Origin of the sequence: Catenovulum agarivorans DS-2 (genome assembly GCF_000568405.1) — a bacterium.
Taxonomy (GTDB): Bacteria; Pseudomonadota; Gammaproteobacteria; order Enterobacterales; family Alteromonadaceae; genus Catenovulum; species Catenovulum agarivorans_A.
In genome coordinates, this window is the sequence record NZ_ARZY01000046.1 from 1 (window position 1) to 25,400 (window position 25,400).

Below are 25,400 nucleotides of genomic sequence, written 5' to 3' on the forward strand. Positions count from 1 at the left end.
CTATTCGAGCCGAGTTAGCCGCAGAAGCAGAAAAAGTCGGTTGGCAAGCTATGCATCAGCAACTTGCCGAGATCGATCCGGTTGCAGCTGAGCGTATTCACCCAAACGATCCACAAAGGATTAATCGCGCACTTGAGGTATTTCGTATTAGTGGTAAAACCATGACAGAGTTAACTGCTGATAAGGGGGACGCATTTGGGTATAAAGTGACCCAGTTTGCAATAGCGCCGAAAAGTCGTGAAGCTTTGCATCAGCGCATTGAACAGCGTTTCAAGTTAATGTTACAACAAGGTTTTGAACAAGAAGTTAGAAAATTGTTTGAACGAGGTGATCTACATGAAGATTTACCCTCTATACGTTGTGTAGGGTACAGACAAATGTGGGATTATCTTGCAAAAAAAATAGAATATGATGAAATGGTATTCCGTGGCACAGTCGCTACGCGTCAATTGGCAAAACGGCAGATGACGTGGCTACGTGGTTGGCCACAGATAAACTGGTTAGACAGTGAACAATCAGGGTTGATAGAAAAAACAATTTCGTTAATTAATTGAAATAGCGCTAGTTTAGTACTAAGTTAAACATTAAAATGCTATTAATAATAAAATAATAAGGAGCCGAACATGGCCAAAGGACAATCATTACAAGACCCGTTTTTAAATGCGTTAAGAAGAGAAAGAATTCCAGTATCAATTTACTTGGTAAATGGGATCAAATTACAAGGGCAAGTCGAATCTTTTGATCAGTTTGTTATCTTGCTAAAAAATACAGTTAGCCAGATGGTTTATAAACACGCGATCTCGACTGTGGTACCTGCGCGTCCATTCCAGACTAATCCAAATGCACAAGCGAATTTTAATAACGAATCAGAAGTTGAATAATATTGCGATAACAAGAGGGCTTTTGCTTGTTTGATAGATATAAAGCAGGCGATCAGGCCATCTTAGTACATGTTGATTTAGACGACGAAGTCGCAAGAGAAGATTTAGAAGAACTCAAGTTGTTAGCCTCATCTGCTGGAGTGAATACTCTAGCTGTGGTGACGGCCGCGCGTTCTAAACCTGATCCCAAATTTTTTGTCGGCAGTGGTAAAGCTGAAGAAATTCAGCAAGCTGTCGTGGCTTTAGAAGCCAACGTGGTTATATTTAACCACGCATTAAGCCCTTCACAAGAGAAAAGTCTAGAGGCTTTAGTGAAGTGCCGCGTGTTAGATCGTACAACGCTCATCTTAGATATTTTTGCCCAACGCGCTCGTACTCACGAGGGTAATTTGCAAGTTGAGCTCGCGCAGTTGAAACATATTTCAACACGATTAGTGCGAGGTTGGACTCACTTAGAGCGGCAAAAAGGTGGTATCGGTTTACGCGGACCAGGTGAAACTCAGCTTGAAACCGACCGACGCTTAATTCGTGGGCGAATTAAGAACATCGAAAAGCGGTTAGAGAAAGTCGCCAAACAACGGGACCAAGGCAGAAGAGCGCGTAAACGTTCGGCATTGCCAACTATCTCTTTGGTTGGTTATACAAATGCGGGTAAATCTACTCTGTTTAATCGCTTAACCGAATCCGACGTTTATGCCGCTGACCAATTGTTTGCAACACTCGACCCTACACTGCGCAAAATCACTTTAGAAGAGGTGGGAGACAGTATTTTAGCGGATACGGTTGGTTTTATTCGACATCTCCCCCATGATCTAGTAGCAGCATTTAAAGCAACTTTGCAAGAAACGCGTGACGCTGATATTCAATTACATGTGATTGACGCAGCGGACGAGCGCCGAGCGGAAAATATCGGCGCAGTTAACAAAGTGCTTGAAGAAATTGAAGCAGACGACATCAGTCAAATACTGGTTTATAACAAAATTGACCAACTTGAAGAAGTTCGTCCGCACATTGACCGAGACGATGAAGGGCGTGTCGTACGTGTATGGTTGTCGGCACGCACAGGTGAAGGTTGTGAATTATTACTGCAAGCGCTAACGGAACAGTTAGCACGCAGTATGGTTGAATACAAACTGGCAATTCCACCAGCAGAGCAGCAATGGCGAGGTGTGTTTTATCAGCTTGATTGTATTGTAGAAGAATCTTATAGCGAATTAGGTGATTGGTTAGTTGATGTAAAAATGTCGAGTGAAGATTGGAATCGCTTGAACAAAACTCATCAACGCCAGTTAGAACATTTTATTATTCATTAGTTGGAGTGCATCATGGCCTGGAACGAACCGGGTAATAGTAACAATAAAGACCCGTGGGGAAATAAAGGTGGTAAAGATCAAGGTCCACCTGATCTCGATGAAATTTATAAAGATACTATGCGTAAACTTAAAACATCTTTTGGTGGAAAAGGGGGCAACGGCTCTTCCGGAAATAACCAAGGTGGCGGCATTAGCAGCTCAGGTTTAATACTGGTCGCTGTTATTTTGTTAATGGTTTGGGCGTATTTAGGTCTATCAACAATTCGTGAAGCCGAACGTGGTGTTGTATTGCGTTTCGGCCAATTTCACAGCATTATCGAGCCTGGTTTACAATGGCAACCAGCGTTTATTGATAAAGTGATTGCGGTAAACGTTGAAAGTGTTGCGTCATTGACCTCAAGCGGCAAAATGCTAACCAAAGACGAAAACGTTGTTATCGTCGAAATGGAAGTTCAATACCGCATAGAAAACCCTCGCCAATTCTTATTTAGCGTTACTGAACCAGTCTATAGTTTGCGTCAAGCAACTGATGCTGCATTGCGCTATGTCGTGGGCCATTCAACTATGAACAATGTGTTGACCACAGGCCGTGAAGAAGTGCGCCAACAGACTTGGCAATTGCTTGAAGAAACCATTGTTCGTTATAACTTAGGTATTCAAGTTGTTGACGTTAACTTCTTACCAGCACGTCCTCCAGAGCAAGTTAAACCAGCTTTCGATGACGCAATTGCTGCGCAAGAAGATGAAAATCGTTATATTCAAGAAGCGCAAGCTTATGCAAAAGCACGTGAACCACAAGCTCGTGGTGTTGTGCGTCGTATGGAAGAAGAAGCAAAAGCTTATAAACAGCGTGTGATTTTAGAAGCACGAGGTGAAGTAGCGCGCTTTGAAAAGTTACTACCAGAATACGAAGCTGCGCCAGAGGTAACACGTGACCGTTTGTATTTAGATGCAATGGAACAAGTGTATTCGAATACAACCAAAGTTGTTTTAGACTCAGAAGGCAGTGGCAACATGATTTATTTGCCATTGGACAAAATTTTGCAGCAACAGCAAAATAATAAACAACAGCAAGATGAAAATGCGGCCGCTAGCGCAGGGCAGTATTCACCACCTGTAAATTCGTCTTCTCGTAGTTCAAGCCAATCAACTGGCTTGCGTGAATCCAGTCGTTATTCAGGAGGCCGTTAATATGAAAAATCTCATTATCGGTACAGCGTTAATTATATTCGTTTTGGTTTATTCATCACTGTTTGTTATTTCTGAAGGTCAACGAGGTATCGTTATTCAGTTTGGTAAAGTTAAACGTGACAGCCAAAATACCACAGTTGTTCATGAGCCTGGTTTACACTTTAAAATCCCATTGATTGAAAAAGTGCGTATTTTAGATGCACGTATTCAAACCTTGGATGGTGAAGCAGATCGTTTTGTAACATCAGAGAAAAAAGACTTAATTGTTGATTCTTATGTTAAGTGGCGAATTCAAGACTTTGAAACTTATTATCTAAAAACCAGTGGCATTAAATCGAATGCTGAAGGTTTATTAGATCGTAAATTCAGCAATGGTTTACGCAGCCAGATTGGTTCACGCACAATTGCCGAAATTGTATCAGGCGAACGTGATGAACTGATGGACAAGGCACTATTTGCAATGCAAGAAAGTGCCTCTGAGTTAGGTATTGAAGTGGTTGATGTACGAGTTAAGAAAATAAACTTGCCTGAAGAAGTGAGTAGCTTTATCTACGACCGTATGCGTGCAGAGCGTAATGCGGTAGCTGCTGAGCACAGATCACAAGGTAAAGAGCAAGCTGAATTCATTAAAGCCGACATCGATGCCCGTATTACCATTATGGTAGCAGACGCTGAGCGTAAGTTACGCGCGGTAAAAGGTGAGGGTGATGCAGAAGCGGCTCGTATATATGCAGATGCGTATAACCAAAACCCTGAATTCTTCTCATTTTTGCGTAGTTTAGATGCTTATAAACAAAGCTTTAACAGTAAAAATGATGTGATGCTAGTTAAGCCAGATGGCGACTTCTTTAAATACATGAACAACGCCAAATAATCAGCAGCGTTAGCTAGCTGAATTGATTCTAAAAAGCTGCCTCGTGCAGCTTTTTTGTTTTTATACTCTTATTTCCTACTGATTTAAGCTAAAATACGCGCTGATTTTGTGTAGTTAAGAACAGATATGACCGAGCAAGCCGCCGACTCAGCAATGGCTATTAGCCAAATAAATTTAGCCGATAGTAAACAAGCTAGTTCACTAGCGAAAGCGAATGAGCCCAACCAAACTAAGATTATATTAGCAACCATCAATGCCAAATATATTCATGCGAGCTTAGGCTTGCGTTATTTGTATGCAAATATGCAAGAGTTACAAGCAAGCTGTGAAATCAAAGAGTTTGTCATCCAAAATCGGCCGATTGATATTGTTGAACAAATTCTACAATCTAAACCGCGTATTGTTGGATTTGGTGTCTATATTTGGAATATTGTTGAAACAACCAATGTGGTGAGTTTATTAAAAGTGATAGCACCCGAGGTTAAGGTTGTATTGGGTGGCCCTGAAGTCAGTTATGAAACTGAGCAGCAAGCAATCACACAACTGGCTGATTATGTATTGACTGGTGCGGCAGATTTAAGCTTCTATCGTTTATGTAGTGATTTATTAAATGATACGCCACCTGAACAGAAAATTTTAAAGTCGAAACCTGTCGAGCTGAGTGAATTACAGTTACCTTACCAATATTATAGCGACGAAGACCTTAAAAATCGTTTACTTTATGTTGAAGCGTCTCGTGGCTGCCCATTTAAATGTGAGTTCTGTTTATCGTCGCTTGATACTGCATCTAACCCATTTGAATTGGACACTTTCCTCGAACAAATGGATATTTTGTATCAAAGAGGGGCAAGAAACTTTAAGTTTATTGACCGAACCTTTAATTTGAACATCAATACTTCAATTAAAATAATGCAGTTTTTCTTAGATAGGATGACGGAGGATTTATACCTGCATTTTGAAGTTGTGCCAGATCATTTACCACGCAAGTTAAAAGAATTTTTAGCGCAATTCCCTGAAGATAGTTTGCAATTTGAAGTGGGCATTCAAACCTTTGAGCCGCAAGTACAAGCGAATATTAGTCGTAAACAAAATAACAATAAATCGAAAGACAATCTTAAATGGTTGCGTGAAAATACCAGTGCACATATTCATGCTGATTTAATATTTGGTTTGCCTGGTGAAACGCTTGAGTCATTCCGTGATAGCTTTAATGAATTGTATGCTTGCAACCCGCAAGAAATTCAGTTGGGCATTTTAAAACGCCTTAAAGGCAGCCCGATTATCCGCCATACCGACAGTTTTGATTTAAGGTTTAGTCCGCTGCCACCGTTTAATATTTTAAGCACAGATCGCGTTGACTTTGCAACAATGCAGTTGGTTAATCGTTTTGCCCGTTATTGGGATATGCTAGGGAACTCAGGTCGATTTAAGTTTACCTTACCTCAATTACTCTCAGGTGATCCGTTTGACGATTTTATGATGTTGACTAATTGGTTATATGAAAAAACTGGTCAAACACACCAAATCAACTTAAAACGTTTGTTCGAATTGTTGGCTCAAGCGACCGAAGCGCTATTTCCTGCTCGATATGCGACTGTGCTTGAAGCGCTTGAACAAGATTACAATGCATCTAAGCTTAAAAGCGTGTTTGCAACCCTCAAGCTATCTGCCAAAGAACAGCCGCAAACGAATAACCAGCCAGCACAAGCAAAGCTTTTACAACGTCAGCAAAGACATAAAGCTAGCTAATTTGAGTAAATAGGAGGAGGAAAGTGGATTGGATTAAGATAATTGCCTTGGTTTTAATTATTGAGGGAATAGGACCATTTTTATTCCCAAACAAATGGCGTAACTATCTAATTCAAATGGCACAAATGCCTGCACAGCAAATGCGTATAATTGGTGGTTTTTTGTTACTAATTGGTACTATTATTCTGTGGCTAAATTAAACTTATAATTTATTCCCTTTTATTAATGATTTTACTGGCGCAAATTGGTAGAATCCGCGCCCTGCTTTTATGAAATGATACAGAATTATGGGTAAAAACGTAGTTGTTCTTGGCACTCAATGGGGTGACGAAGGTAAGGGTAAGGTTGTAGACCTACTCACAGACAAAGCGAGTTATGTTGTTCGATATCAAGGTGGTCACAATGCTGGGCATACTTTAATTATCGATGGTGAAAAAACCGTATTGCATTTAATACCATCAGGTATTTTACGCGACAATGTAACCTGTATTATCGGTAACGGTGTTGTACTTTCACCAGAAGCTCTATTAAAAGAGATGAATGAGCTTAAAGCTCGTGGTGTTAAAGTAGAAGAACGTTTGAAGATCAGCGAAGCTTGTCCGTTAATTCTGCCATATCATGTAGCGCTTGATCAGGCGCGTGAAGCTGCACGTGGTAACAACAAAATAGGTACAACAGGTCGTGGCATAGGTCCTGCGTACGAAGATAAAGTTGCACGTCGTGGTTTACGTGTTGGCGATTTATTCTGCGAAGAGCAGTTTGCTAGCAAATTAAAAGAGGTGATGGAATATCACAACTTTGCGTTAGTTAACTACTACAAGGCAGAAGCAGTTTCATACGATGAAGTATTTGCAGCGGCTATGCAATATCGTGAAGTATTAACTTCAATGGTTGTTGATGTAACTGAAGTATTAGATCAAGCTCGTAAAAACGGCGAATCAATTTTATTTGAAGGTGCTCAAGGCACTTTATTAGACATTGACCACGGTACATACCCATTTGTAACTTCTTCAAATACCACAGTAGGTGGTGTTGCAACAGGTTGTGGTTTTGGTCCTTGTTACTTAGATTACGTACTGGGTATTGTAAAAGCTTACACTACGCGTGTCGGTTCTGGCCCATTCCCAACAGAGCTTGATTGTGAAGTTGGTCAACACTTAGGTGTTAAAGGTCATGAGTTTGGTGCAACTACAGGTCGTAAACGTCGTACTGGTTGGTTTGATGCAGTGGCGATGCGTCGTGCAGTGCAAATTAACTCTATCACTGGTTTCTGTATGACCAAGTTAGATGTATTAGATGGCCTTAAAGAAATTAAAATTTGTACTGGTTACCAAGACGAAAATGGTAACGTAAGCAATGTTCCACCTATGGCAGCAGAAGGCTACGAAAAAGTAACCCCTGTATACGAAACAATGCCAGGTTGGGATGACAATACATTTGGTGTAACAGAGTTCGACAAGTTGCCACAAGCAGCACGTAACTACATCAAGCGCATTGAAGAGATTTTAGAAGTACCAATTCATATTGTTTCTACCGGTCCAGACCGTAACGAAACTATGATTTTGCAAAACCCATTTGCATAAATAGTACATAGCTAAAAGCAGCATTTTAGAAACCGGCCTAGGCCGGTTTTTTGTTTGTACTGCTTAAAAGTTCATACTTGGCCGAGGTTTCACCGGAAATGTGTCTATAATCATTAAATTACTTTTGTGTAGTTGGTTATTAACCAACCAGAACTCTGGATAACTAGACTGGAATGGAGGCGCGGTCTTATGAATAAAAAATATAGAGCCACTTTGCTTAGAATTGTTGCTGGATTAAGCATAATTATACTCGCTTTGGCTTTTTACAAGCATAGTTTAGAGCTCGAGCAAGAGTTAGCGCATACGCGGTTAACACATCCACAAATAAACGACTTTTACCACGCTGACTTTTCATTGTTACAACCTGTATATTGGCCAGAAGAGTTACTCGATGACCATTATAAATATGGTTTGCTTAAAGTTGTGGCAGTCACCCCTGAAAACATTGGTGTTGTTCGCAGTCGTTACACTTATTCAACTCAGCGGCATATTATTAAAGCGATTCGTGGTGATAAGTTAATTCTGCAACAGTATTTTTCCTCGCAAATGCTTTGGTTACCAAGAAATGAATTGACCAAATATTATCAGCAACAACTGCTCTATACCATAGATAGGCCAATTGAGAATCGGCATTTATATGGCGGTATTGTTGTGTTGCCAAGAGCCTCTAAACGTAAGATACGGCAACAGCAAAATGCGCAGAAACTCAATGCACTGGCGGTTGATTACTACCGTGGTGAAGGTGGTGTGCAAGATTTCGAAAAAGCATTTGAACTCTTCACTAAAGCTGCAGAAATGGGACATAGCTACGCACAAGTCAATTTGGCAGAAATGTATCGAGATGGTGAAGGTACAGACGAAAATATAGACAAAGCTCAATATTGGTTTGAAGTGGCCGCTGATCAGGGAAATCAGATGGCAAAACAATCTTTGAAAAAACTGCATAACTAATGAGAAAATAGACAGCATTAATAGTGGGTTAAGTTTGTTGTTAAACGAGTGTTAGACCATAATTATCGCAAAACCGCCGTGAATACCTCCGTGTAGGCTTGGCTTTTTCATCCCTGAAAAAGACATTTTGCGCTAAATTATTGCTCCAACACTCTTAGTCGAACGGCTGAGTACTTCTCAGTCCGGCACAGCTTAAAGACTCAATTACTCTAATTTACGTAGGAAAAACAAATGGTTGTTTACGCAGGTAAAAAACGTTCTGGCAAATTTAATGTGGCATCGGCGCAGCATATTCTAACCCGTAATCCAAACAAAATTGCCGAAATCCAAAAACAGTTAGATAAAGGTGTCGATTTTGGCCGACTAGCACGCCAGTACTCAAATTGCCCAAGTGGTAAAAAAGGTGGTGACTTGGGCGAATTTCGTCGAGGCACTATGGTCGCTGCATTTGATGCGGCAGTCTTTAATGCTAAGGCTGGCGAAGTCGTTGGGCCGGTAAAAACTAAATTTGGATATCACTTAATAAAAGTCCATTATTTGAAGAACTAAACTAGAGTTCGACCTTACACTATGAGCAATATGGTTAAACGCGATAAATTGCTTGTCAAATAAACAATTGTCGCGTAAAATCCGCGCCCTCTTATCAGTCAAAATTCACGTTCCTTGCCTCCATAGACAGTTTGACTGAGCTGTACTCGGGGCTAACTAACCGTAAGGAGCAGTCATGCGTCATTACGAAATCGTATTTATGGTTCACCCAGACCAAAGCGAGCAAGTTGCTGGTATGATCGAGCGTTACCAAGGTATCATCGAATCAGCTGGTGGTAAAATTGATCGTTTAGAAGACTGGGGTCGTCGTCAATTAGCTTATCCAATCGAAAAGCTACACAAGGCACACTATGTGTTATTAAATGTTGAAGCGCCAACTTCTGCAATTGAAGAGTTAGAAACGGCTTTCCGTTTTAACGATGCAGTGTTACGTAACATCATTATGCGCACAAAAGCCGCAGTTACTGAGCCATCTCCAATGGCTAAGAAAGAAGAAAGCGGTCGTGGTCGTAGCGAAAAAGCTGAAAAGGTTGAAGCAGCAGCCGCTGAATAAGCGTGTTTGACAATCAACTGATTATTGCAGGTCGACTTACGCAAGAACCTGTTCGTAAAACAAGCCCAGCTGGAATACCGCATTGTTATTTTGTTGTTGAACATAGTTCACAACAGTTCGAAGCGGACATGCCACGCAAAGTTTGGTGTCGAATAAAGGTGATTGCCAGCGGGCAAGCAATACAGCAACAAACTCAAATTTTACAGTCTGGTCATTTAGTAAGAGTAACAGGATTTATCCAACGGCAAGAAAGTGCCAATGGCTTAGCCCAACTTGTACTGCATGCTCAGATGATAGAAAAATTAGATTAGGAGAAAGCCAATGGCTCGTTATTTCAGACGTCGCAAGTTTTGTCGTTTCACGGCAGACGGCGTAAGCGAAATCGATTATAAAGATATCGCAACATTAAAAAACTACATCACTGAAAGTGGCAAAATCGTACCTAGCCGTATCACAGGTACAAGTGCGAAATATCAACGTCAATTAGCGCGTGCTATCAAGCGTGCTCGCTATTTGTCTTTGTTGCCATACACTGATTTACACGCTTAATTCCCAAGTTAAAATTTAAAGGTAGCAAGATGGATATCATTCTTCTCGACAAAATTGCAAACTTGGGCACTTTAGGTGATCAAGTTTCTGTAAAAGCTGGTTACGCACGTAACTTCCTTTTCCCACAAGGTAAAGCAGTTCCTGCAACTAAAGCAAACGTTGAACACTTTGAGCAACAACGTGCAGAGTTAGAAGCTAAGTTAGCTGACGTATTAGCTACTGCTCAAGCTCGTGCTGATAAAATTGCTGAGCTTGCTTCTGTAACTATCGCTTCTAAAGCGGGTGACGAAGGCAAGTTATTCGGTTCAATCGGTACTCGTGACATTGCTGATGCAATCACTGCTGCTGGTGTTGAAGTTGCTAAATCTGAAGTTAAATTACCAAACGGCACTTTACGTGAAGTTGGTGAGTTTGACATCGATTTACAGCTACACGCTGACGTAACTACTACTATCAAGCTTGAAGTTATTGCTGAAGCTTAAAGCCTGATAACGTACCCGAAGATTCAAGACCCCGGAAACACCGCTTTGCTGAGCGGTGTTTCTACATCTAGTGCTTATAAACTCAGACTGGCTCCTAAGATGTAATAGCATTACATCTGGTGCTATGTTATATTGTTACATGTCTGTATTAGGTTGAAAATGTTATGCAATCAGATTTAAATCGCAATAATTGGTTAGATAAAGTAGGTGTTGCTGCCACATCTTTGTGTGCATTACATTGCATCTTTTTGCCTGTTTTACTGCCTTTACTTCCATTGCTAGGCTTAAGTGTTGTCGCCGAAGAAACATTTGAGCATTTTGTTCTAGCAGCATCTATGCTGATTGGTTTTATTGCTCTGTTTACTGGTTTTCACCGCTACCACAGAAAACTCTATCCATTTTACTCGCTAGCGTTAGGCGGGTTCGTATATGCCAGCAAAGATGTGCTGGGCGAAGCATATGAGCCATTAGTCGTGACGGTAGGAGCGATATTGATCATTCTAGCGCATATCTTAAACATGCGTTTATGCAAAAGCTGCCGATCTTGCTAAAAAACTAATTATTCGGCTCGAATAATTAAAGACCTTTGCCTAAACTAAATGCCATATATGGATTAGTTTATGGATATCTTGAGTGGCGCCAAACTATAAAAAATTGACTCACAAGCTAAAACGTTTGCATTGGTCTTTTTTACTCCTCGCTTTTATTTATACTCTGCTTGGTCAGGCTTACATATTTATTTTAATGGATAAACAAGATGAATATGCGTATTACCTTAATTTGGCTGGCCGCCAGCGAATGTTGTCTCAACAAATTCAACTACAAGCTGAAAAGGCTATATATAAGCAAACATCAACAAAAGAGCTACAGTCGCTAGCCGATTCACAAGTTGCATTTGACGCGGCATTAAACATTCTTATTCAACCCAATGCATTATCTTTGTTTGATAGCCAATATTTTCCGATTGTTGAGCGCCTTTATTTTGGTGAAATTAATGGTATTAATGCCCAAGTGCATAGGTACTTTTTAGCAATTGAAGCGATAGAAAGCCCTGAAGTAAAAGTATCAATCGATGAGTTGCAGTTGTTGCATACAGCGTTACTGAAAAACTTGGAGTTAGCTGTTAGCCTAGTTGAACAGCAAGCTCAGACCCGAGCCTCAGATATAAAATTGTCTATACTGCTATATCTTTTAGGTTTTTTCTTGTTGTTGTGGTTGAGTATTCGCAAAGGCATTCAACCTATGGAAAAATCCATTCAACTTGCGTTGCATGGTGGCTTTTTGAACAACGAGACAAATCACAAAAATTTACAGAAAGTGGAATATGCCAATCGACTCAAATCTGAATTATTAGCTCGTGCCACCCATGCATTGCGGGTAGGTTTAAATGGGGTTGATGGTATGTTGTCTTTAATCGAGCGACAACCAAGCGATGTCAAGCCGCTGTTGAAAAAAGCGAAGGTCTCTTCTAGCCATATGCTGTCGATAATCGATTCTTTATCAAACTACGCAGAGTTAACCCGTCAAAAAGCACATATTCACCCCACAACTGTCCATTTAAATGAGTTTTTTGCCGATTTGTGCCGTAACTATCAAGCGTTAGCTAGTGCCAAAGATATTCAGTTTAATATCGATATCGCACCGACTGTGCCAATATGTATTGCGATAGATGAAAAAATGCTGCGCAATGTTTTTGAGCCGCTGATCGCAAATGCGGTGCGTTATACCGAAGTAGGCAATGTGCAGCTGCATCTAGGCTACGTTGATGAAGATAATGAGTTAGTTGCACAAATTCACGATAGTGGAATAGGTATCAGTGAAGAGCAGTTGAAGTCGATTAAACAAAATAACATTGTTGAAAAAGGCTTTAATGCTTCAGACAACAGCATAGGTATCGGCTTGCTAATTGTGAATAGAGCGATTGAATTAATGAATGCTCACATCGAGATCACCAGTCGCTTGGGGCAAGGCACCAATGTATATATTACCCTGCCACTAGTCGATAAACCCAAAGCTTATTTACCTTCTAGCAGCCAAACTCAGATGATAGGCAAAATGTCGTATGCGATGATAAGTCGAGATCCTTTGTTTATCCATTATTATCAATCCGTGTTTAACAGTTTGCATTCAGATATCGCTGTGTTTACTAGCTTATCTGATTACACTACGCAGGATAGTTATTCAGTTGTGTTGGTTGATTTAGCTGCAGTTGAGACGGATGCGAAATTAGAGCAAATGAGGGGGCAGTATTTATGCTTTAACGCTGCCCTAGATCAGCCAAAGTATCCTAACTTAGCCCGGTTTACCGATACAGAGCAGCTTTTACAACATATAGTCGAGCAAATGCCAATCGCTTCTATTCGAACATCTTGGCCTGGCAAACGTGTATTAGTGGCAGAAGATAACGAAATAAACCAAGAAGTGATCAGCAGTTTATTAGAAGGCTTTCAACTCGATGTTCAGGTCGCATCAAACGGGTTAACAGCTGCTGACACTGTATTTAAAATGAATTTCGATCTAATCTTGATGGATATCCAAATGCCAATATTGGATGGCATTGAAGCCACTCGTAAAATTAGGGAGACGGGCAGTCAGGTGCCCATCGTTGCTTTAACAGCACACACTTATCGTACGGATGAAAAGCTTTGTTTTGATGTGGGTATGAATGGTTTTGTCAGTAAACCCATTCAACCTGATAAGTTGGTTAAAGTTTTGTCGAGATTTTTGAGCTGACAACAAAAAAAATAACAAAATTCTTTGAAAACTAAATGAGTTTGTTTGCTCATGTGACAAGTTTGTGAAAGAATCAGGTGATATAAAAATTTAGAATATGTGAGTAAAATTGTGATTGATGCCGATGGCTATCGCGCCAATATCGGCATAGTAATTTGCAACCGACAAGGTCAGGTGTTTTGGGCCAGACGTTTCGGACAACACTCGTGGCAGTTTCCACAAGGCGGTATGGATAAAGGTGAAAGTCCTGAACAAACCATGTACCGTGAATTATTTGAAGAAGTGGGATTGCGCGAAAAAGATGTTGAAATTATGTACTACACGCGCAATTGGCATAAGTACAGATTACCGAAACGGCTCATTCGCAAAGATTCTAGCCCTGTGTGTATTGGCCAAAAACAAAAGTGGTTTTTGTTAAGGTTGAAATGCCATGAGAGCGAAGTGAATTTAATGCGTTCAACGCATCCTGAGTTTGATGAATGGCGCTGGGTTAGTTACTGGTATCCAGTGCGCCAGGTGGTTTCTTTCAAGCGCGATGTTTATCGTAAAGTAATGAAAGAGTTTGCACCTATTGCTATGCCAAATCGTAGACCGCAAAAAGACAATAAAAAACGGAGATTTAATCGCAGATGTTAACAACGCTCAAGCGCATTGTCGATGAAGTAAACCGTCAGCCGGTGCTTGAAAAAGCACTGGAACGGGTTGCGCAACTCGCAAAACAAACAATGCAAACTGAGTGTTGTTCAATTTATCTAGCTGATCATGATAACCGCCATTATTTATTAATGGCGACGGATGGGTTATCACCCAACTCTGTTGGGTCAGTTGCGATAGGTTTTGACGAAGGCTTAGTGGGATTAGTCGGCGAAAAAGAAGAGCCCGTTAATGTCGCAAATGCCCGTTTTCATCCAAGATTTTTAATCACTCCACAAGTAAAAGAAGACGCTTATAACTCATTTTTGGGTGCTCCTATCATCCATCAAAGGCAAGTGGTCGGGGTGATAAGTGTCCAGCATTCAACCCAAAGCTTTTTTGATGAAAGCAAAGTCGCATTTTTAGTGACATTAGCCGCCCAGTTAGGCTCAGCGATTGCGCATGCAGAAGCTAGAGATGCGTTAGATAGAGCGGAACATCCAGAACTGAAATCTAGAGCCAGATCGTTAAAAGGTGTAGCCGGCTCTTCAGGTATTGCTTTTGGTCATGCATATGTGATCCAACCACATATTAGTTTTGCGGATATTGTGCCACGGCGGACACATAATATCGGTCGTGAGATTGTCCGTTTTAAACAAGCGGTAAAAAAAACGCAGCAAGAACTAAAAGTATTATCCGTCAAGATGTCATCTATATTGCCAAGTGATACCTCGGCGATATTTGATGTTTATCACTATATGCTCAATGACGATACTTTAGGTGAGCGTGTTCAAGAGCAAATCCATAGCGGCTGGAACGCTGCTACTGCATTGAAAATAGTGATAGAAGAACTATGCAGTGAATTTAGCCAAATGGAAGATAGCTATATTCGCGAGCGAGTGACTGATATTCGTGATATTGGTCAGCGCGTTTTAATTAACATCATAAAAAAAGAGTTATCGAAAAGGCCAATTCCAGACAAGGTTGTACTGGTTGCAGAAGAAGTGACGGCGTCTATGTTAGCAGAGATACCGCGTGAACAACTGCAAGGCATTTGTTCTGTGCGAGGCTCGAATAACTCACATGCTGCTATTTTAGCTAGAGCATTAGGCATCCCTGCTATACTCGGTTTAGAGGATTTACCCCTAACCAATTTGGATGGTAGAGAGACCATTATAGATGGCTACAGCGGTCAGGTCTTTTTCAACCCCGATTCTGTTATTTCTAAAGAATATCAAGTTCTACTAGTTGAAGAACAAGAGCTTGAAGAGTTAGTGCAAAGTATTGCAGACAAACCTGCGGAAACCAAAGACGGTACCCAAGTTTCGTTAGCAATTAATACAGGGCTTGCCGCTGACTTTGAGGTGGTACGTGGAATTGATGCTGATGGCATAGGATTGTATCGAACCGAGATACCGTTTATGGTTCGAAATTGTTTTCCATCAGAGTCTGAGCAATGCGCTTTATATCAAAAAGCGCTCGATGCCTACCCGGGTAAGTCAATCAATATGCGTACCCTAGATGTAGGCGGGGACAAGCCGTTACCCTATTTCCCAATTGAAGAAGACAACCCATTTTTGGGCTGGCGAGGTATTCGTATGACACTCGACCACCCAGAGATCTTGTTGGTGCAAGTCAGGGCGATGCTCAAAGCCAATATTGATCGCGGTAATTTACAAATATTGTTGCCGATGATCACATCTGTGCAAGAAGTTGATGAATGTTTGCGTTTGATTAAGCAGGCTCATGCAGAGCTAGAAGAAGAATTACAACGTACTTTGGTTAAACCAAAAGTTGGCGTTATGCTTGAAGTACCTGCAGCTATTTACCAAATTGGCTTGCTTTCGAAAAAAGTCGATTTTTTCTCAGTTGGTACTAATGACCTGACCCAATACCTGTTAGCGGTTGACCGAAACAACGCTAGAGTTGCAAACTTGTATACCTACTATCACCCAGGGGTGTTAGAGGCACTGAAGTTTATTGCCAATCAATGCCATAAATTTAATACGCCTGTGAGTATTTGTGGTGAAATGGCAGGCGAGCCTATCGGCTTATTGATATTAATGTCATTGGGCTATCGAAAGTTTAGTATGAGTGCACAAAACTTACTTAAAGCTAAGTGGATACTCAGACATATTAGTTTGTCTGATATTGCCGATTTACAGCACAAAGTTTCATTTGAGACAGATCCCGAAGCGATTAAATTAATTGTTAGTGAAAAATTAGATCAACTCGGCTTAGGTGGTTTCATCCGCGCGGGTAAATAGTCATAATACTAACAATAGTGCGCGTGGAGTTTTAACCAATGGAATTTATGTTTGCAGCGATATTTCTGGTTACCGGAGTTATTGCTGGAATTTTAGCTGGCTTTTTGGGCATAGGTGGTGGATTAGTTGTCGTGCCGCTATTGTCTGTTGTGTTACCTTGGGTGGGTATTCAAGCCGACAAAGTAATGGTAATTGCAGTTGGTACGTCACTGGCTACTATCGTTTTTACCGCCATTTCATCTACTTATTCACATCGAAAAAATCACAACGTGGTGTGGCCCGCAGTGTTTAGTTTATTTCCAGGACTGATGTTTGGTGCCATGTTGGGCGCTACATTAGGCTCTCAAATGGATAATACAGGTTTATCCGTCATATTTGGTGTATTCTGTGCCGCTTTGGCTGTTTATGTTACTTTTGGTAAAAGATATGTGCGCCCAGTTGCCGATTATGCACAAAGCCGCTCGTGGCTGTCATTAATTGGTTTTATAACTGGGTTAATTTCTAGTTTAGTCGGTATAGGTGGGGGCACCATGTTAGGGCCAGCCCTTATTTGGTTAGGCTTAGAAGCGCGCAGAGCAGTTGGAACTTCTGCAACTTGTGGCTTACTAATAGCTGTGTTTGGTTCATTTAGTTATGTAATCGCCGGCGCGAACGAAACGGACATGCCACCATACACGATCGGCTACATTTATTTGCCAGCATTTTTTGGCATTATTGCTACATCTGTCGTTTTTGCACCTTTAGGCGCTAAAATGGCGACGTTTTTTTCTGAGCGAGTTATCCGTAGTTGTCTAGGGCTCGCACTAACGGCATCTGCAATTAAGATGTTTGTCAGCTTTTAATTTATTGGAGTTTTACTGTGCAAGAGTTTTTGCAGTTTCCGCAAATTGATCCAGTGATCGTTGAAATTGGCCCGTTGGCTTTGCGTTGGTATGGGTTGATGTACCTAATTGGTTTTGTTGGTGCAATGTATTTGGCGAACAAACGGGTCAACGACTCTGACTGCTTTTGGAGTAAAGAGCAGTTAAGTGATCTACTGTTCTACGGTTTTATTGGTGTGATACTCGGTGGCCGAATTGGCTATGTATTTTTCTATCAATTTGAAACCTTTTTAGCTGAGCCCACGTATCTATTTAAAATTTGGACTGGTGGTATGTCGTTCCACGGCGGGTTTTTAGGTGTCATAGCTGCTATGTTCTGGTTTGCACACAAAAGCGGAACTAAATTTGTACAAGTAGCAGATTTTATCGCGCCTATGGTGCCAATTGGTTTAGGCGCAGGTCGAATTGGTAACTTTATTAATGCTGAACTTTGGGGTAGACAAACCGACGTGCCTTGGGCGATTGTCTTTCCTAATGCAGGTGGGGTGCCGCGTCATCCATCACAATTGTACGAGTTTTTCTTAGAAGGTTTAGTGCTATTTATATTGGTTAATTTGTACCGAAAAATGTCGCCGCCAGCAGGCGCAGTTGCTGGGTTATTCTCACTCGGTTATGGAACATTCCGTTTTATTATCGAATACTTCCGTGAACCTGATGCGCATTTGCAAGACTTTATGGGTGGCTGGATTACCATGGGTCAGTTGTTATCGACACCAATGATTATTGCTGGACTTGCCTTGATCATTTGGAGCTACTATAAACAAAATTCTCAACAGCAGGTAAAACAAGCATGAAACAGTATTTAGATTTAATGCAGCATGTATTAGATACAGGCACAACTAAATCCGACCGTACAGGTACCGGAACCATTAGTGTATTTGGTTACCAAATGCGCTTCAATTTAGCCGAAGGTTTTCCTTTAGTGACCACTAAAAAGTGTCACTTGCGTTCGATAATTCATGAGTTGTTGTGGTTTATTGCTGGTGATACCAACATCAAATACCTAAACGATAATGGTGTCAAAATATGGGATGACTGGGCAACCGAATCAGGTGAGTTGGGACCTGTCTATGGCGCACAATGGCGAAGCTGGCCAACGACCGATGGTGGTAGTATTGATCAACTTAGCGAGCTTATTGAACAGATTAAAACCAATCCTGATTCTCGTCGATTAATTATCAGTGCATGGAATCCGGCCGTCCTACCTGATGCTGGCGTTAAGCCGCACGAAAATGCTGCCAATGGCAAACAAGCACTGCCACCTTGCCATACCCTGTTTCAATTTTACGTGGCAGATGGCAAGTTGAGTTGTCAACTTTATCAGCGTAGTGCCGATATTTTTCTTGGTGTACCGTTTAACATTGCAAGTTATGCGCTGTTTACTATGATGATAGCTCAAGTATGTGATTTAGAATTAGGTGACTTTGTTCATACCCTAGGGGATGCACATTTATATTTAAATCATTTAGAGCAAACTAAACTGCAATTGAGCCGCGAGCCAAGAGCCTTGCCTCAAATGAAAATAAACCCAGAGGTTAAATCGATTTTTGACTTCAAGTTCGAAGATTTTGAATTGACCGGTTATGATCCTCATCCGCATATAAAAGCACCTATTTCTGTGTAAAGTCGAGAGGATAAGCATAAAGCACACCCTGTGCTATTATTGATATATTGCACAGGGGAATGCTGGATAAGGATAGTATGAAGAAAATTTGTTATTTGTATTTTGTGTTTGCGGTGTTCAGTTCCTTTTTGGTTAAAGCCGCCGAACCTGCCCAAACCACACCACGTTTAGCACCCGATTTGCTTGAACAAACATCGCTAGAAAAACGTTCGACGACGGCTGAAGTATTGTACTCAATTAGCCAAACTAAATTACTGGCAGATGGGCATTGGCAACGGACTTCTTATTATTCTATTCGCATTAACGATTTGGCATCGGCACGCGATTACGGTCGGATTGTTATTCCGTACAATCACTATTATTCGGATATGGAACTCGACTTCGCTAATAGTTTATCACCAGAAGGAAAGCTCAATGCACTTGCTAAAGATGCATTACAAAGGCGAGTGACAGGCGGAGGGCAAGACTTTTATTCTGACAGTAGTGAGCTGGTATTCTCTTTGCCTGAGGTGCATGCTGGAAGTGTCATTGAGTTTCAATATACACAAAAAAGTCGAAATTTAGCATTTCCTGAATTATATAACGAGCGCTCAACCCCTTTTTGGTTTCAAGAGAAAGTGGCTAAAGACAGCTGGCGGGCTGACTTTGTTCATCATTACCAATTTAGTTTTACCACTTTAGCGGACAATACAATTTATACCAAGGCGTACTTGAATCATCCATTGCAATCAACGGATAGTCAAGACGGGCCTTGGTTGACCCGCAGTTGGAAAATGAATCATGTGGCAGAAATTGTCGTAGAACGCCGAATGCCACGAGGGCATAAAATTCGTCCTGAATTGATGTTGTCTACGCAAAAAGATTGGTCCGTCGTTGACCAGTGGACCTGGAATAAGGTAGCCGATAAACTGCCAGCAACGCTTAAAGTTAAAGGCGCAGTAGCTCAATTGGGCTTATCACCACATGCGAGTTACCAGCAGAAGGTTGAAGCGGTTTATCAACATCTACAAGACAAAGTTCGATATGTATTTGCCCACTTAGGTCGAGGTGGTTATGACCCTCATTTCCCTGACGATGTTATTCAAGCTGGCTATGGTGATTGTAAAGATCAAACCGTATTGGCGGTAGCCATGTTGCGTGAGCTTGGAATCGATAGCTACCCAGCACTGGTAGAAACACCACGTAATGGCAATAGTGATACCGAGTTGGTTCGATTGATATTTGACCATATGATTGTTTATATTCCGCCGCAAAACGGCCAACAAGAATTATGGTTAGATACCACAGGTGATAGAGGGTTATTCCCTGGCATGTCTAACTTTATGGTTGGACAAAATGCACTAATTGTTAATGGCCGTGGAGGTCGTTTATTGGATATTGCCCAGACCAGTTTTAACGACAATTCAGCAGTTCTAAATATTGTGTATCAGTTAGACGAAAGTGGTGCGAGTCAAGCTCAGGTAGATATAGAGTTATCAGGGATGTTTGAACAGCATATTCGCAGCTGGTATAAACATAGTTCAGAGCAAAGTGCAGCAACTCAGCAATTTTTTAAAGGCTTGTATAGTCAAGGCTTGGAGTACCAATTAGTCGGTGAAGTGCTAAATTCAGAAGCGCTGTTTACCCCAGTCAGACTAAGCGCTAAATTTAACTTCGACAAACAAGATGAAAGCAACCCTATTCACGGGGCCAATCTCAATCAACTATTAGGTATGTTTGCAGACTTTAATAACTTGCCTATTCCTGAAGAACGAGTAAACCGTTATATAGATAAATACCCTTACACCCTCAAATTAAATGCCAAGTTTATTGGTGGTGCAGACAAGGTTGCCAGTTTGGTTCAGTCGAGCCCTTCGATGGACAATGATTTTTTTACTGTGGCTCAACAAGGCAAACAACAGCAAGATGATTTTGTGGTCAGCATAGAGTTTGCTCATCATAAGCTAGATTTAACTGTACCAGCTTATCAAGACTATTATGCCAAGGTGCAACAAATGTCGCGATTAGATGCATGGCTGGTAAGTTTACGCACAGACCCGAATAAGGTACAAACACTGGCTAAACAACAGGCATCAGCGCAATTTGGCAATCATAGTGTTGAGTTTTATTTGGTAGAAGCCCGACAGTTACTCCAACAAGGCAAATTCAGTGATGCCATTGTTCCAGCAAAAAAAGCGGTTGAGCTGGACAATAAAAACGGTGAAGCTTGGTATGTGCTGGCGACTGCACAAGGATTTGCGACACAAATTGAAGCATCCAAGCGCTCGTTTGCTAAGGCTGCAGAATTAGGTTATCAACCTTAATAACAGTGAAAATGGATAGGAACTAACCCAATGTTAAGATTGATTAACCTTAGCTTGTTGTTATTGGTGTTGGCCAGTTGTGCGACTACAGACAAAACAACTCGTTCAACAGCAAGCCCCAGCAATTTGTCAGGTGCAGAGCTATTTTCACAAGGTTATAGCTTGTATCAAACTTGGCTGCAAGATCAGCAGGATATCGACAGTCTTAAGCAGGCTAGGGGAAAGCTTGCGACTTTGTATGAAATTGAACCCAATAATGTACGGGCGCAATTTTATTATTACCGAGTGATGATTAGTTTAGCTTTGGTGGAAAAGTCGAAAAATTTATCTGAGGTTGAGCAGCTGTTCGAACAAATAGACAGCTCTTTGTATCACGAATTAATTGCACCAGCATACCTACAGTTTTTAATCGCTCAGGAAGTTCAACCTAAATCGCAGACCAGTCAGCCTGAATTTCTGCAGAAGTTAGAAGACTTTTTATATGTTGCTATGCAACAAAACCCATATTCAGCAATGAACTGGAAAGCACTGTCGGAAACTAAAGTTAAACAAGGTGATTATGACTTAGCGATAGCAGCCGCCGCAATGGCACAACATATGGAACCAAATCTTGCTGAATTCTCCTATCAATTAGCTGAAGCCTACAATCAAAAAGCAGAATCGTTAGGTTGTGTATACGACTACGCAGATTATATCGAAAAATCAGCGGGTCATTTGGCTAAAGCCAGTGCGTTGGAACCCGAAAATCCGGGGTATAAGCAGTACACAGCAGTACAGTATCAAAGGTTAGGTTTATTACCTTTGTCAGCGCATTTGGCTAACCAAGTGCAGCAAGTTGCACCGAGCTACTGGAGTACTTTGTTATTAGCTGAAAACAGCATTTTGACAGGACAAGCCCAGCAAACATTAGCATTTGGTGAAACGATGCAGTTGGAGTATTCCAATATATTGGGGTTAAAAATGCAGTTTATCGGTGCTGTTATGGCCAACAACGGCGCTGAAATGAAGCGTCTTGCCGAAGAACTTTCTGTTATTGTCGAGCCAAAAGCACAGGATGTTTTTACCACGCTTATGGTCGACTACATTTTGGCAACCACTGAAGATTTTGACCACACTAAAGCCGCTTATCCAGATAAAAAGCGCATATTGGCATACCTAGACTACACCACTGATTTAAGAGAGCATCGAATGTTAAACGAAGTAACAGACAGCTGCTCTCAAAGTGATTTAAACTATTTAGTGGCGCTTAATGCAGTTATCCAACAAGATTACAGCAAAGGGCTAAAGTATTTGCGCCAAGCACTTGCTTCCAAGGCCTATCGACAAACATCCTTTTTGTGGGCTAAAGCATTAGCTGAACATCCACAACTCAAAGAGTTGCAGCTAACATGGCAAAGCAAGCTTGAGCAAGCTAACTCGGGCAACAAGCAAGCTCAGCTTGATGTCGCCAAAGCGTATTTAAAAGCGGATGTTTTTGAGCGTAACGAAGCACTAGCGTTAGATTTCGCGCGTAAAGCGGCCGCGCAAGATGTTGAAGAGGCATACGTATTATTAGCGGATATATATTTACAAGGAATGGGTGTCGAGGCAGATTTAACTCAAGCTAAAACATGGTTAAACAAAGCACCTGAACATCCGCGGGCTATGTATTTAATGGCAGAGCGTGTGCTAGATGAAAACAGCGCGAACTATCAGCAGCAAAGAGTCAACCTAATTACCAAAGCGGCAGAATTGGGCTATGCGCCAGCCATGTATACATTGGGTAAACTCTACTACTATGGCGAATATTTGGCGCAAGACTTACCTTCATCTGTCCATTGGTTTAGCCAAGCGGCAGAACAAGGTCATAGCGCAGCACATTATTATTATGGCATGGGGCTGTTTTATGGTGAGGGTACAGCCAAAGACGAGGTTGAAGGGATTAAACACATTTTTGCTGCAGCGCATAAACGCCATGCGCTAGCTCAAAGCTTTTTAGGTATATATTATCACTTTATAAGCGAGCAAACCGATTATCAAGAAGCCGCTTATTGGTATGGACAAGCTGCTGTCCAAGGTGTACCAATAGCATTAAATAACTTAGGCGACCTTTATGAAAATGGCCAAGGCGTCGAGCAAAATTACCAAAGAGCGATTGATTTGTATGAGGCTTCGGTTCAAGCCGGTGGTGTATATGGCAATATTAGTTTGGCGCATGTCTATCGACGTGGCTTAGGGGTTAAAATTGACAACAAAAAAGCGTTAGACTATTTGTTTGCCGCGGTGAAGGCGCAAGAAGCTGATGCTCAATTCGAATTGGCGCTGTGGTACGCACGAGGCATAGTGGTTAGGCCGTCAGCAGTTGATGCGCTCGCATGGATGACAATTGCTAAAAACAATGGTTATGAACTATCTTTGTCTGAATTGGCTGAATTTACAACGTTAGCTAAATCAGTCGACCAGCAACAGGTCAACTTAAAGGTTGCTAGCTTACAGGATTGGTTAGCCCAGAAAAGCTAACCAAAACTAGAACAGCCAATATTGTTTACGAACCTTTTTCAATAAAAACCAACCGATACAGTGCTGAGTTTCTCGGCACTGTACCTGCACAAAAGTTAATTTATTTTGATCTTGGCAAATTTTACTCACCATACCTTGGCATGTTTTGCCCATAATACAATCTACGCTAACAAAATCACCCGCCTTAAGTTGCCAGCTAAAATAAACAGGTACGGTTAAACATATGGTTTTATCTGGATTTAGTGTTTGTGGGAAAACAGTCAGTTTTAGCATATCTATATTACCTCCTAATAATGCCGCTAGATTCAGCAGAGCTCAGGTTTGTTTTAAGATAATATAACAATTTTATCTATTTGTAAATGATAATGATTATCATTTGTGTTGTTGGGTTGGCTGAACAGCCCAAAACAATGGGTTGTTTCTCAACGCTAAACTTCTGGCAGACAGCTGTGGATTAACCAGTTTTATATGTGTGCGCGAACTAAGCTGCCTATCGATAAAAGTTTGAGCAGGGGCCCGATGTGTATAAAATAGTTGATCAAACTGGCCATTTTTTAATCCTTCAATTAACCCTTCTTCTAGACGTCTTGCAAGCACTTGCTGTTGTTTATTGACAAAAAAATACATTGGAGATAAATAGCTTATGACGAAGGAAGACTCAACTGCTAAATTTTCAAACGAGTTAACTTCGCGCCAAGCTTGGGTAAAAGAGCGTGGAAATAAATCAATCCGTTGCTTTTGTAACATTGAATGTAAATTTTCAGCATTTGCATGTACAACCATCAACTGATTGGCTTTTAAGATGGCACTATCGGGCCAACTAAAACCCTGACCTAGTCGAAAGCCTTTCAAGTCATCAATACTGGTTATGTGACTAAAACGCGCTTGTTCTCCTTTGCGAATTAAACTAATTCGATAGCCCATTAAGCCTTTTTGAATCGGCACATAAATCGCGGTTAATGTGCGTTCTCGCTGTAAGTTACTGACACTCCAGTGCACATCAATATATTTATTTTGTTCAAGCAGTTTTAAACTACGTCCTTGTGTTGTATCTAATTTTATTGGGATGAGTTCGTACGGGCCGTACTCGGCTTGAGTGAGTTGTAGCGCCATGTTTAATAATGCAGGGTAATAAGGAAGTTTATCTGTCGGTTCAAACGAAAAATAATGATTGTAGCGAACTTGAGTTATCTGCGCTTTGCTATCTGCTGCGCAGTAGTTGCTTAACAATAGCAGCATACTACAGATTAACTGGAAACAAGCTTTAAGTACTTTCACAAGGTTCAATCGAATTTATTCGCTTTATCTAAGTGTATACCTTTTAGATCAATTTGCAGAAAAAGTGGCTTGGTTCTGCAGAAAAAATCGGTACTATGTGGCGTCTAAATAAACGGATAGCAGAAAAATAAATGAAGTGGTTTAAATTAATAGTTGGGTTAGTGTTTGTTGTTTTTGCATATTTGCAACTGAATGATTTAACACAATACGGCAATCATGATGCGTGGATTTGGACGTCAATGTATTTAAGCGCAGCAGCACTAAGCTGTGTTAGTGCGTTTAAAAAATTGCCTCAATCACTTATTACGACTTGGGCAGGTTTTTGTGCTGGCGCGTTATTATTTCGCTTACAAGATGACCAAGGCACCTTACATCTAAGTCGATTACATCCTGCAAATTATTGGGATGCCAGTGGCCAAACAATGATCCAGAACTCGAATGAATCGGGTGGCTTAGTTATATTATTGGTTTGGGCGATTATATTGGTCTTTGTGGCTCGTAAATAGT

26 protein-coding genes are annotated in these 25,400 nt (G+C 41.1%); 24 read left to right on the plus strand and 2 right to left on the minus strand.

Annotated elements, in window-relative coordinates:
- The 23 genes from miaA to DS2_RS17365 all read left to right on the plus strand — a co-directional run.
- Positions 1 to 554: tRNA (adenosine(37)-N6)-dimethylallyltransferase MiaA (miaA, locus tag DS2_RS17255; RefSeq protein WP_035016199.1), on the plus strand; the 554-nt coding region annotated here is incomplete at its 5' end.
- Positions 555 to 623: 69 nt separating this feature from the next.
- The gene (hfq, locus tag DS2_RS17260) at positions 624 to 881 is read left to right on the plus strand and encodes an RNA chaperone Hfq (protein WP_035016201.1); all 258 of its coding nucleotides are present in this window, start codon (positions 624 to 626) and stop codon (positions 879 to 881) included.
- A gap of 26 nt (positions 882 to 907) precedes the next feature.
- A complete protein-coding gene (gene hflX / locus DS2_RS17265; RefSeq protein WP_035016203.1) occupies positions 908 to 2,194 on the plus strand; it encodes a ribosome rescue GTPase HflX in 1,287 nt (428 codons plus the stop codon).
- A 12-nt stretch (positions 2,195 to 2,206) separates the two neighbouring features.
- Entirely contained in the window at positions 2,207 to 3,385 is a 1,179-nt protein-coding gene (gene hflK, locus DS2_RS17270; protein WP_035016205.1) for an FtsH protease activity modulator HflK, read from the plus strand.
- 1 nt (position 3,386) lies between these two features.
- Positions 3,387 to 4,259 carry a protease modulator HflC gene (hflC, locus tag DS2_RS17275; RefSeq protein WP_035016207.1) on the plus strand — a complete coding sequence of 291 codons (873 nt, stop codon included), beginning with the start codon at positions 3,387 to 3,389 and terminating at the stop codon, positions 4,257 to 4,259.
- A 126-nt stretch (positions 4,260 to 4,385) separates the two neighbouring features.
- Entirely contained in the window at positions 4,386 to 6,008 is a 1,623-nt protein-coding gene (locus DS2_RS17280; RefSeq protein ID WP_035016209.1) for a B12-binding domain-containing radical SAM protein, read from the plus strand.
- Between the two features lie 23 nt (positions 6,009 to 6,031).
- On the plus strand, positions 6,032 to 6,208 hold the full coding sequence (locus tag DS2_RS20345; protein ID WP_035016210.1) for a DUF2065 domain-containing protein: 177 nt from the start codon (positions 6,032 to 6,034) through the stop codon (positions 6,206 to 6,208).
- 87 nt (positions 6,209 to 6,295) lie between these two features.
- Positions 6,296 to 7,591: an adenylosuccinate synthase gene (locus DS2_RS17290; RefSeq protein WP_035016211.1), complete on the plus strand. Its 1,296-nt coding sequence runs from the start codon at positions 6,296 to 6,298 to the stop codon at positions 7,589 to 7,591.
- Between the two features lie 189 nt (positions 7,592 to 7,780).
- On the plus strand, positions 7,781 to 8,542 hold the full coding sequence (locus DS2_RS17295; RefSeq protein ID WP_035016213.1) for a tetratricopeptide repeat protein: 762 nt from the start codon (positions 7,781 to 7,783) through the stop codon (positions 8,540 to 8,542).
- Between the two features lie 231 nt (positions 8,543 to 8,773).
- Positions 8,774 to 9,091 carry a peptidylprolyl isomerase gene (locus DS2_RS17300; protein WP_051479971.1) on the plus strand — a complete coding sequence of 106 codons (318 nt, stop codon included), beginning with the start codon at positions 8,774 to 8,776 and terminating at the stop codon, positions 9,089 to 9,091.
- A 175-nt stretch (positions 9,092 to 9,266) separates the two neighbouring features.
- Positions 9,267 to 9,644 (plus strand): 30S ribosomal protein S6, encoded by a 378-nt coding sequence (rpsF, locus tag DS2_RS17305; protein WP_035016215.1) that lies wholly within the window; start codon positions 9,267 to 9,269, stop codon positions 9,642 to 9,644.
- 2 nt (positions 9,645 to 9,646) lie between these two features.
- Entirely contained in the window at positions 9,647 to 9,955 is a 309-nt protein-coding gene (gene priB / locus DS2_RS17310) for a primosomal replication protein N (RefSeq protein ID WP_081754323.1), read from the plus strand.
- A 10-nt stretch (positions 9,956 to 9,965) separates the two neighbouring features.
- Positions 9,966 to 10,193, plus strand: coding sequence for a 30S ribosomal protein S18 (rpsR, locus tag DS2_RS17315; protein ID WP_016955267.1), 228 nt, complete (start codon positions 9,966 to 9,968; stop codon positions 10,191 to 10,193).
- A 29-nt stretch (positions 10,194 to 10,222) separates the two neighbouring features.
- Positions 10,223 to 10,675 (plus strand): 50S ribosomal protein L9, encoded by a 453-nt coding sequence (gene rplI, locus DS2_RS17320; RefSeq protein ID WP_035016220.1) that lies wholly within the window; start codon positions 10,223 to 10,225, stop codon positions 10,673 to 10,675.
- Between the two features lie 164 nt (positions 10,676 to 10,839).
- On the plus strand, positions 10,840 to 11,226 hold the full coding sequence (locus DS2_RS17325) for a MerC domain-containing protein (protein ID WP_035016222.1): 387 nt from the start codon (positions 10,840 to 10,842) through the stop codon (positions 11,224 to 11,226).
- Between the two features lie 82 nt (positions 11,227 to 11,308).
- Entirely contained in the window at positions 11,309 to 13,408 is a 2,100-nt protein-coding gene (locus DS2_RS17330; RefSeq protein ID WP_035016225.1) for a response regulator, read from the plus strand.
- 111 nt (positions 13,409 to 13,519) lie between these two features.
- Positions 13,520 to 14,044, plus strand: a complete 525-nt coding sequence (gene rppH / locus DS2_RS17335) for an RNA pyrophosphohydrolase (protein WP_035016252.1) — start codon at positions 13,520 to 13,522, stop codon at positions 14,042 to 14,044.
- Positions 14,038 to 16,308, plus strand: a complete 2,271-nt coding sequence (gene ptsP, locus DS2_RS17340) for a phosphoenolpyruvate--protein phosphotransferase (RefSeq protein WP_035016227.1) — start codon at positions 14,038 to 14,040, stop codon at positions 16,306 to 16,308. The genes rppH and ptsP overlap by 7 nt, the downstream gene beginning before the upstream one ends.
- A 38-nt stretch (positions 16,309 to 16,346) precedes the next feature.
- Positions 16,347 to 17,150: a sulfite exporter TauE/SafE family protein gene (locus DS2_RS17345; RefSeq protein WP_051479972.1), complete on the plus strand. Its 804-nt coding sequence runs from the start codon at positions 16,347 to 16,349 to the stop codon at positions 17,148 to 17,150.
- 17 nt (positions 17,151 to 17,167) lie between these two features.
- A complete protein-coding gene (gene lgt, locus DS2_RS17350; RefSeq protein ID WP_035016229.1) occupies positions 17,168 to 17,983 on the plus strand; it encodes a prolipoprotein diacylglyceryl transferase in 816 nt (271 codons plus the stop codon).
- Positions 17,980 to 18,813 carry a thymidylate synthase gene (locus tag DS2_RS17355; RefSeq protein WP_035016231.1) on the plus strand — a complete coding sequence of 278 codons (834 nt, stop codon included), beginning with the start codon at positions 17,980 to 17,982 and terminating at the stop codon, positions 18,811 to 18,813. The genes lgt and DS2_RS17355 overlap by 4 nt, the downstream gene beginning before the upstream one ends.
- Positions 18,814 to 18,890: 77 nt before the next feature.
- Positions 18,891 to 21,116: a DUF3857 domain-containing transglutaminase family protein gene (locus DS2_RS17360; protein WP_051479973.1), complete on the plus strand. Its 2,226-nt coding sequence runs from the start codon at positions 18,891 to 18,893 to the stop codon at positions 21,114 to 21,116.
- Between the two features lie 30 nt (positions 21,117 to 21,146).
- Complete coding sequence (locus DS2_RS17365; RefSeq protein WP_035016233.1) at positions 21,147 to 23,615, plus strand: tetratricopeptide repeat protein; 2,469 nt, start codon at positions 21,147 to 21,149, stop codon at positions 23,613 to 23,615.
- 6 nt (positions 23,616 to 23,621) lie between these two features.
- Here DS2_RS17365 and DS2_RS17370 read toward each other — a convergent pair whose 3' ends face one another.
- Together DS2_RS17370 and DS2_RS17375 are read right to left on the minus strand one after the other, a co-directional pair.
- Positions 23,622 to 23,888: a hypothetical protein gene (locus DS2_RS17370; RefSeq protein ID WP_035016235.1), complete on the minus strand. Its 267-nt coding sequence runs from the start codon at positions 23,886 to 23,888 to the stop codon at positions 23,622 to 23,624.
- 99 nt (positions 23,889 to 23,987) lie between these two features.
- Positions 23,988 to 24,854, minus strand: coding sequence for a hypothetical protein (locus DS2_RS17375; protein WP_051479974.1), 867 nt, complete (start codon positions 24,852 to 24,854; stop codon positions 23,988 to 23,990).
- Between the two features lie 170 nt (positions 24,855 to 25,024).
- Here DS2_RS17375 and DS2_RS17380 point away from each other — a divergent pair, with 170 nt between their 5' ends.
- The gene (locus DS2_RS17380; RefSeq protein ID WP_035016236.1) at positions 25,025 to 25,399 is read left to right on the plus strand and encodes a transmembrane 220 family protein; all 375 of its coding nucleotides are present in this window, start codon (positions 25,025 to 25,027) and stop codon (positions 25,397 to 25,399) included.
- The last annotated feature ends 1 nt before the right edge of the window (position 25,400 follow it).

What these genes read in the sequence shown, in the direction of transcription:
- rpsF (WP_035016215.1), top strand. Translation starts at nt 9,267, where the DNA reads ATGCGTCATTACGAAATCGTATTTATGGTTCACCCAGACCAAAGCGAG.
- rpsR (WP_016955267.1), top strand. Translation starts at nt 9,966, where the DNA reads ATGGCTCGTTATTTCAGACGTCGCAAGTTTTGTCGTTTCACGGCAGAC.
- DS2_RS17355 (WP_035016231.1), top strand. Translation starts at nt 17,980, where the DNA reads ATGAAACAGTATTTAGATTTAATGCAGCATGTATTAGATACAGGCACA.
- rplI (WP_035016220.1), top strand. Translation starts at nt 10,223, where the DNA reads ATGGATATCATTCTTCTCGACAAAATTGCAAACTTGGGCACTTTAGGT.
- DS2_RS17295 (WP_035016213.1), top strand. Translation starts at nt 7,781, where the DNA reads ATGAATAAAAAATATAGAGCCACTTTGCTTAGAATTGTTGCTGGATTA.
- DS2_RS17290 (WP_035016211.1), top strand. Translation starts at nt 6,296, where the DNA reads ATGGGTAAAAACGTAGTTGTTCTTGGCACTCAATGGGGTGACGAAGGT.
- DS2_RS17365 (WP_035016233.1), top strand. Translation starts at nt 21,147, where the DNA reads ATGTTAAGATTGATTAACCTTAGCTTGTTGTTATTGGTGTTGGCCAGT.
- DS2_RS17375 (WP_051479974.1), bottom strand. Translation starts at nt 24,854, where the DNA reads ATGCTGCTATTGTTAAGCAACTACTGCGCAGCAGATAGCAAAGCGCAG.
- ptsP (WP_035016227.1), top strand. Translation starts at nt 14,038, where the DNA reads ATGTTAACAACGCTCAAGCGCATTGTCGATGAAGTAAACCGTCAGCCG.
- hflC (WP_035016207.1), top strand. Translation starts at nt 3,387, where the DNA reads ATGAAAAATCTCATTATCGGTACAGCGTTAATTATATTCGTTTTGGTT.
- DS2_RS17360 (WP_051479973.1), top strand. Translation starts at nt 18,891, where the DNA reads ATGAAGAAAATTTGTTATTTGTATTTTGTGTTTGCGGTGTTCAGTTCC.
- DS2_RS17325 (WP_035016222.1), top strand. Translation starts at nt 10,840, where the DNA reads ATGCAATCAGATTTAAATCGCAATAATTGGTTAGATAAAGTAGGTGTT.
- DS2_RS17380 (WP_035016236.1), top strand. Translation starts at nt 25,025, where the DNA reads ATGAAGTGGTTTAAATTAATAGTTGGGTTAGTGTTTGTTGTTTTTGCA.
- hflK (WP_035016205.1), top strand. Translation starts at nt 2,207, where the DNA reads ATGGCCTGGAACGAACCGGGTAATAGTAACAATAAAGACCCGTGGGGA.
- DS2_RS17300 (WP_051479971.1), top strand. Translation starts at nt 8,774, where the DNA reads ATGGTTGTTTACGCAGGTAAAAAACGTTCTGGCAAATTTAATGTGGCA.
- DS2_RS17370 (WP_035016235.1), bottom strand. Translation starts at nt 23,888, where the DNA reads ATGCTAAAACTGACTGTTTTCCCACAAACACTAAATCCAGATAAAACC.
- DS2_RS17345 (WP_051479972.1), top strand. Translation starts at nt 16,347, where the DNA reads ATGGAATTTATGTTTGCAGCGATATTTCTGGTTACCGGAGTTATTGCT.
- DS2_RS17280 (WP_035016209.1), top strand. Translation starts at nt 4,386, where the DNA reads ATGACCGAGCAAGCCGCCGACTCAGCAATGGCTATTAGCCAAATAAAT.
- hfq (WP_035016201.1), top strand. Translation starts at nt 624, where the DNA reads ATGGCCAAAGGACAATCATTACAAGACCCGTTTTTAAATGCGTTAAGA.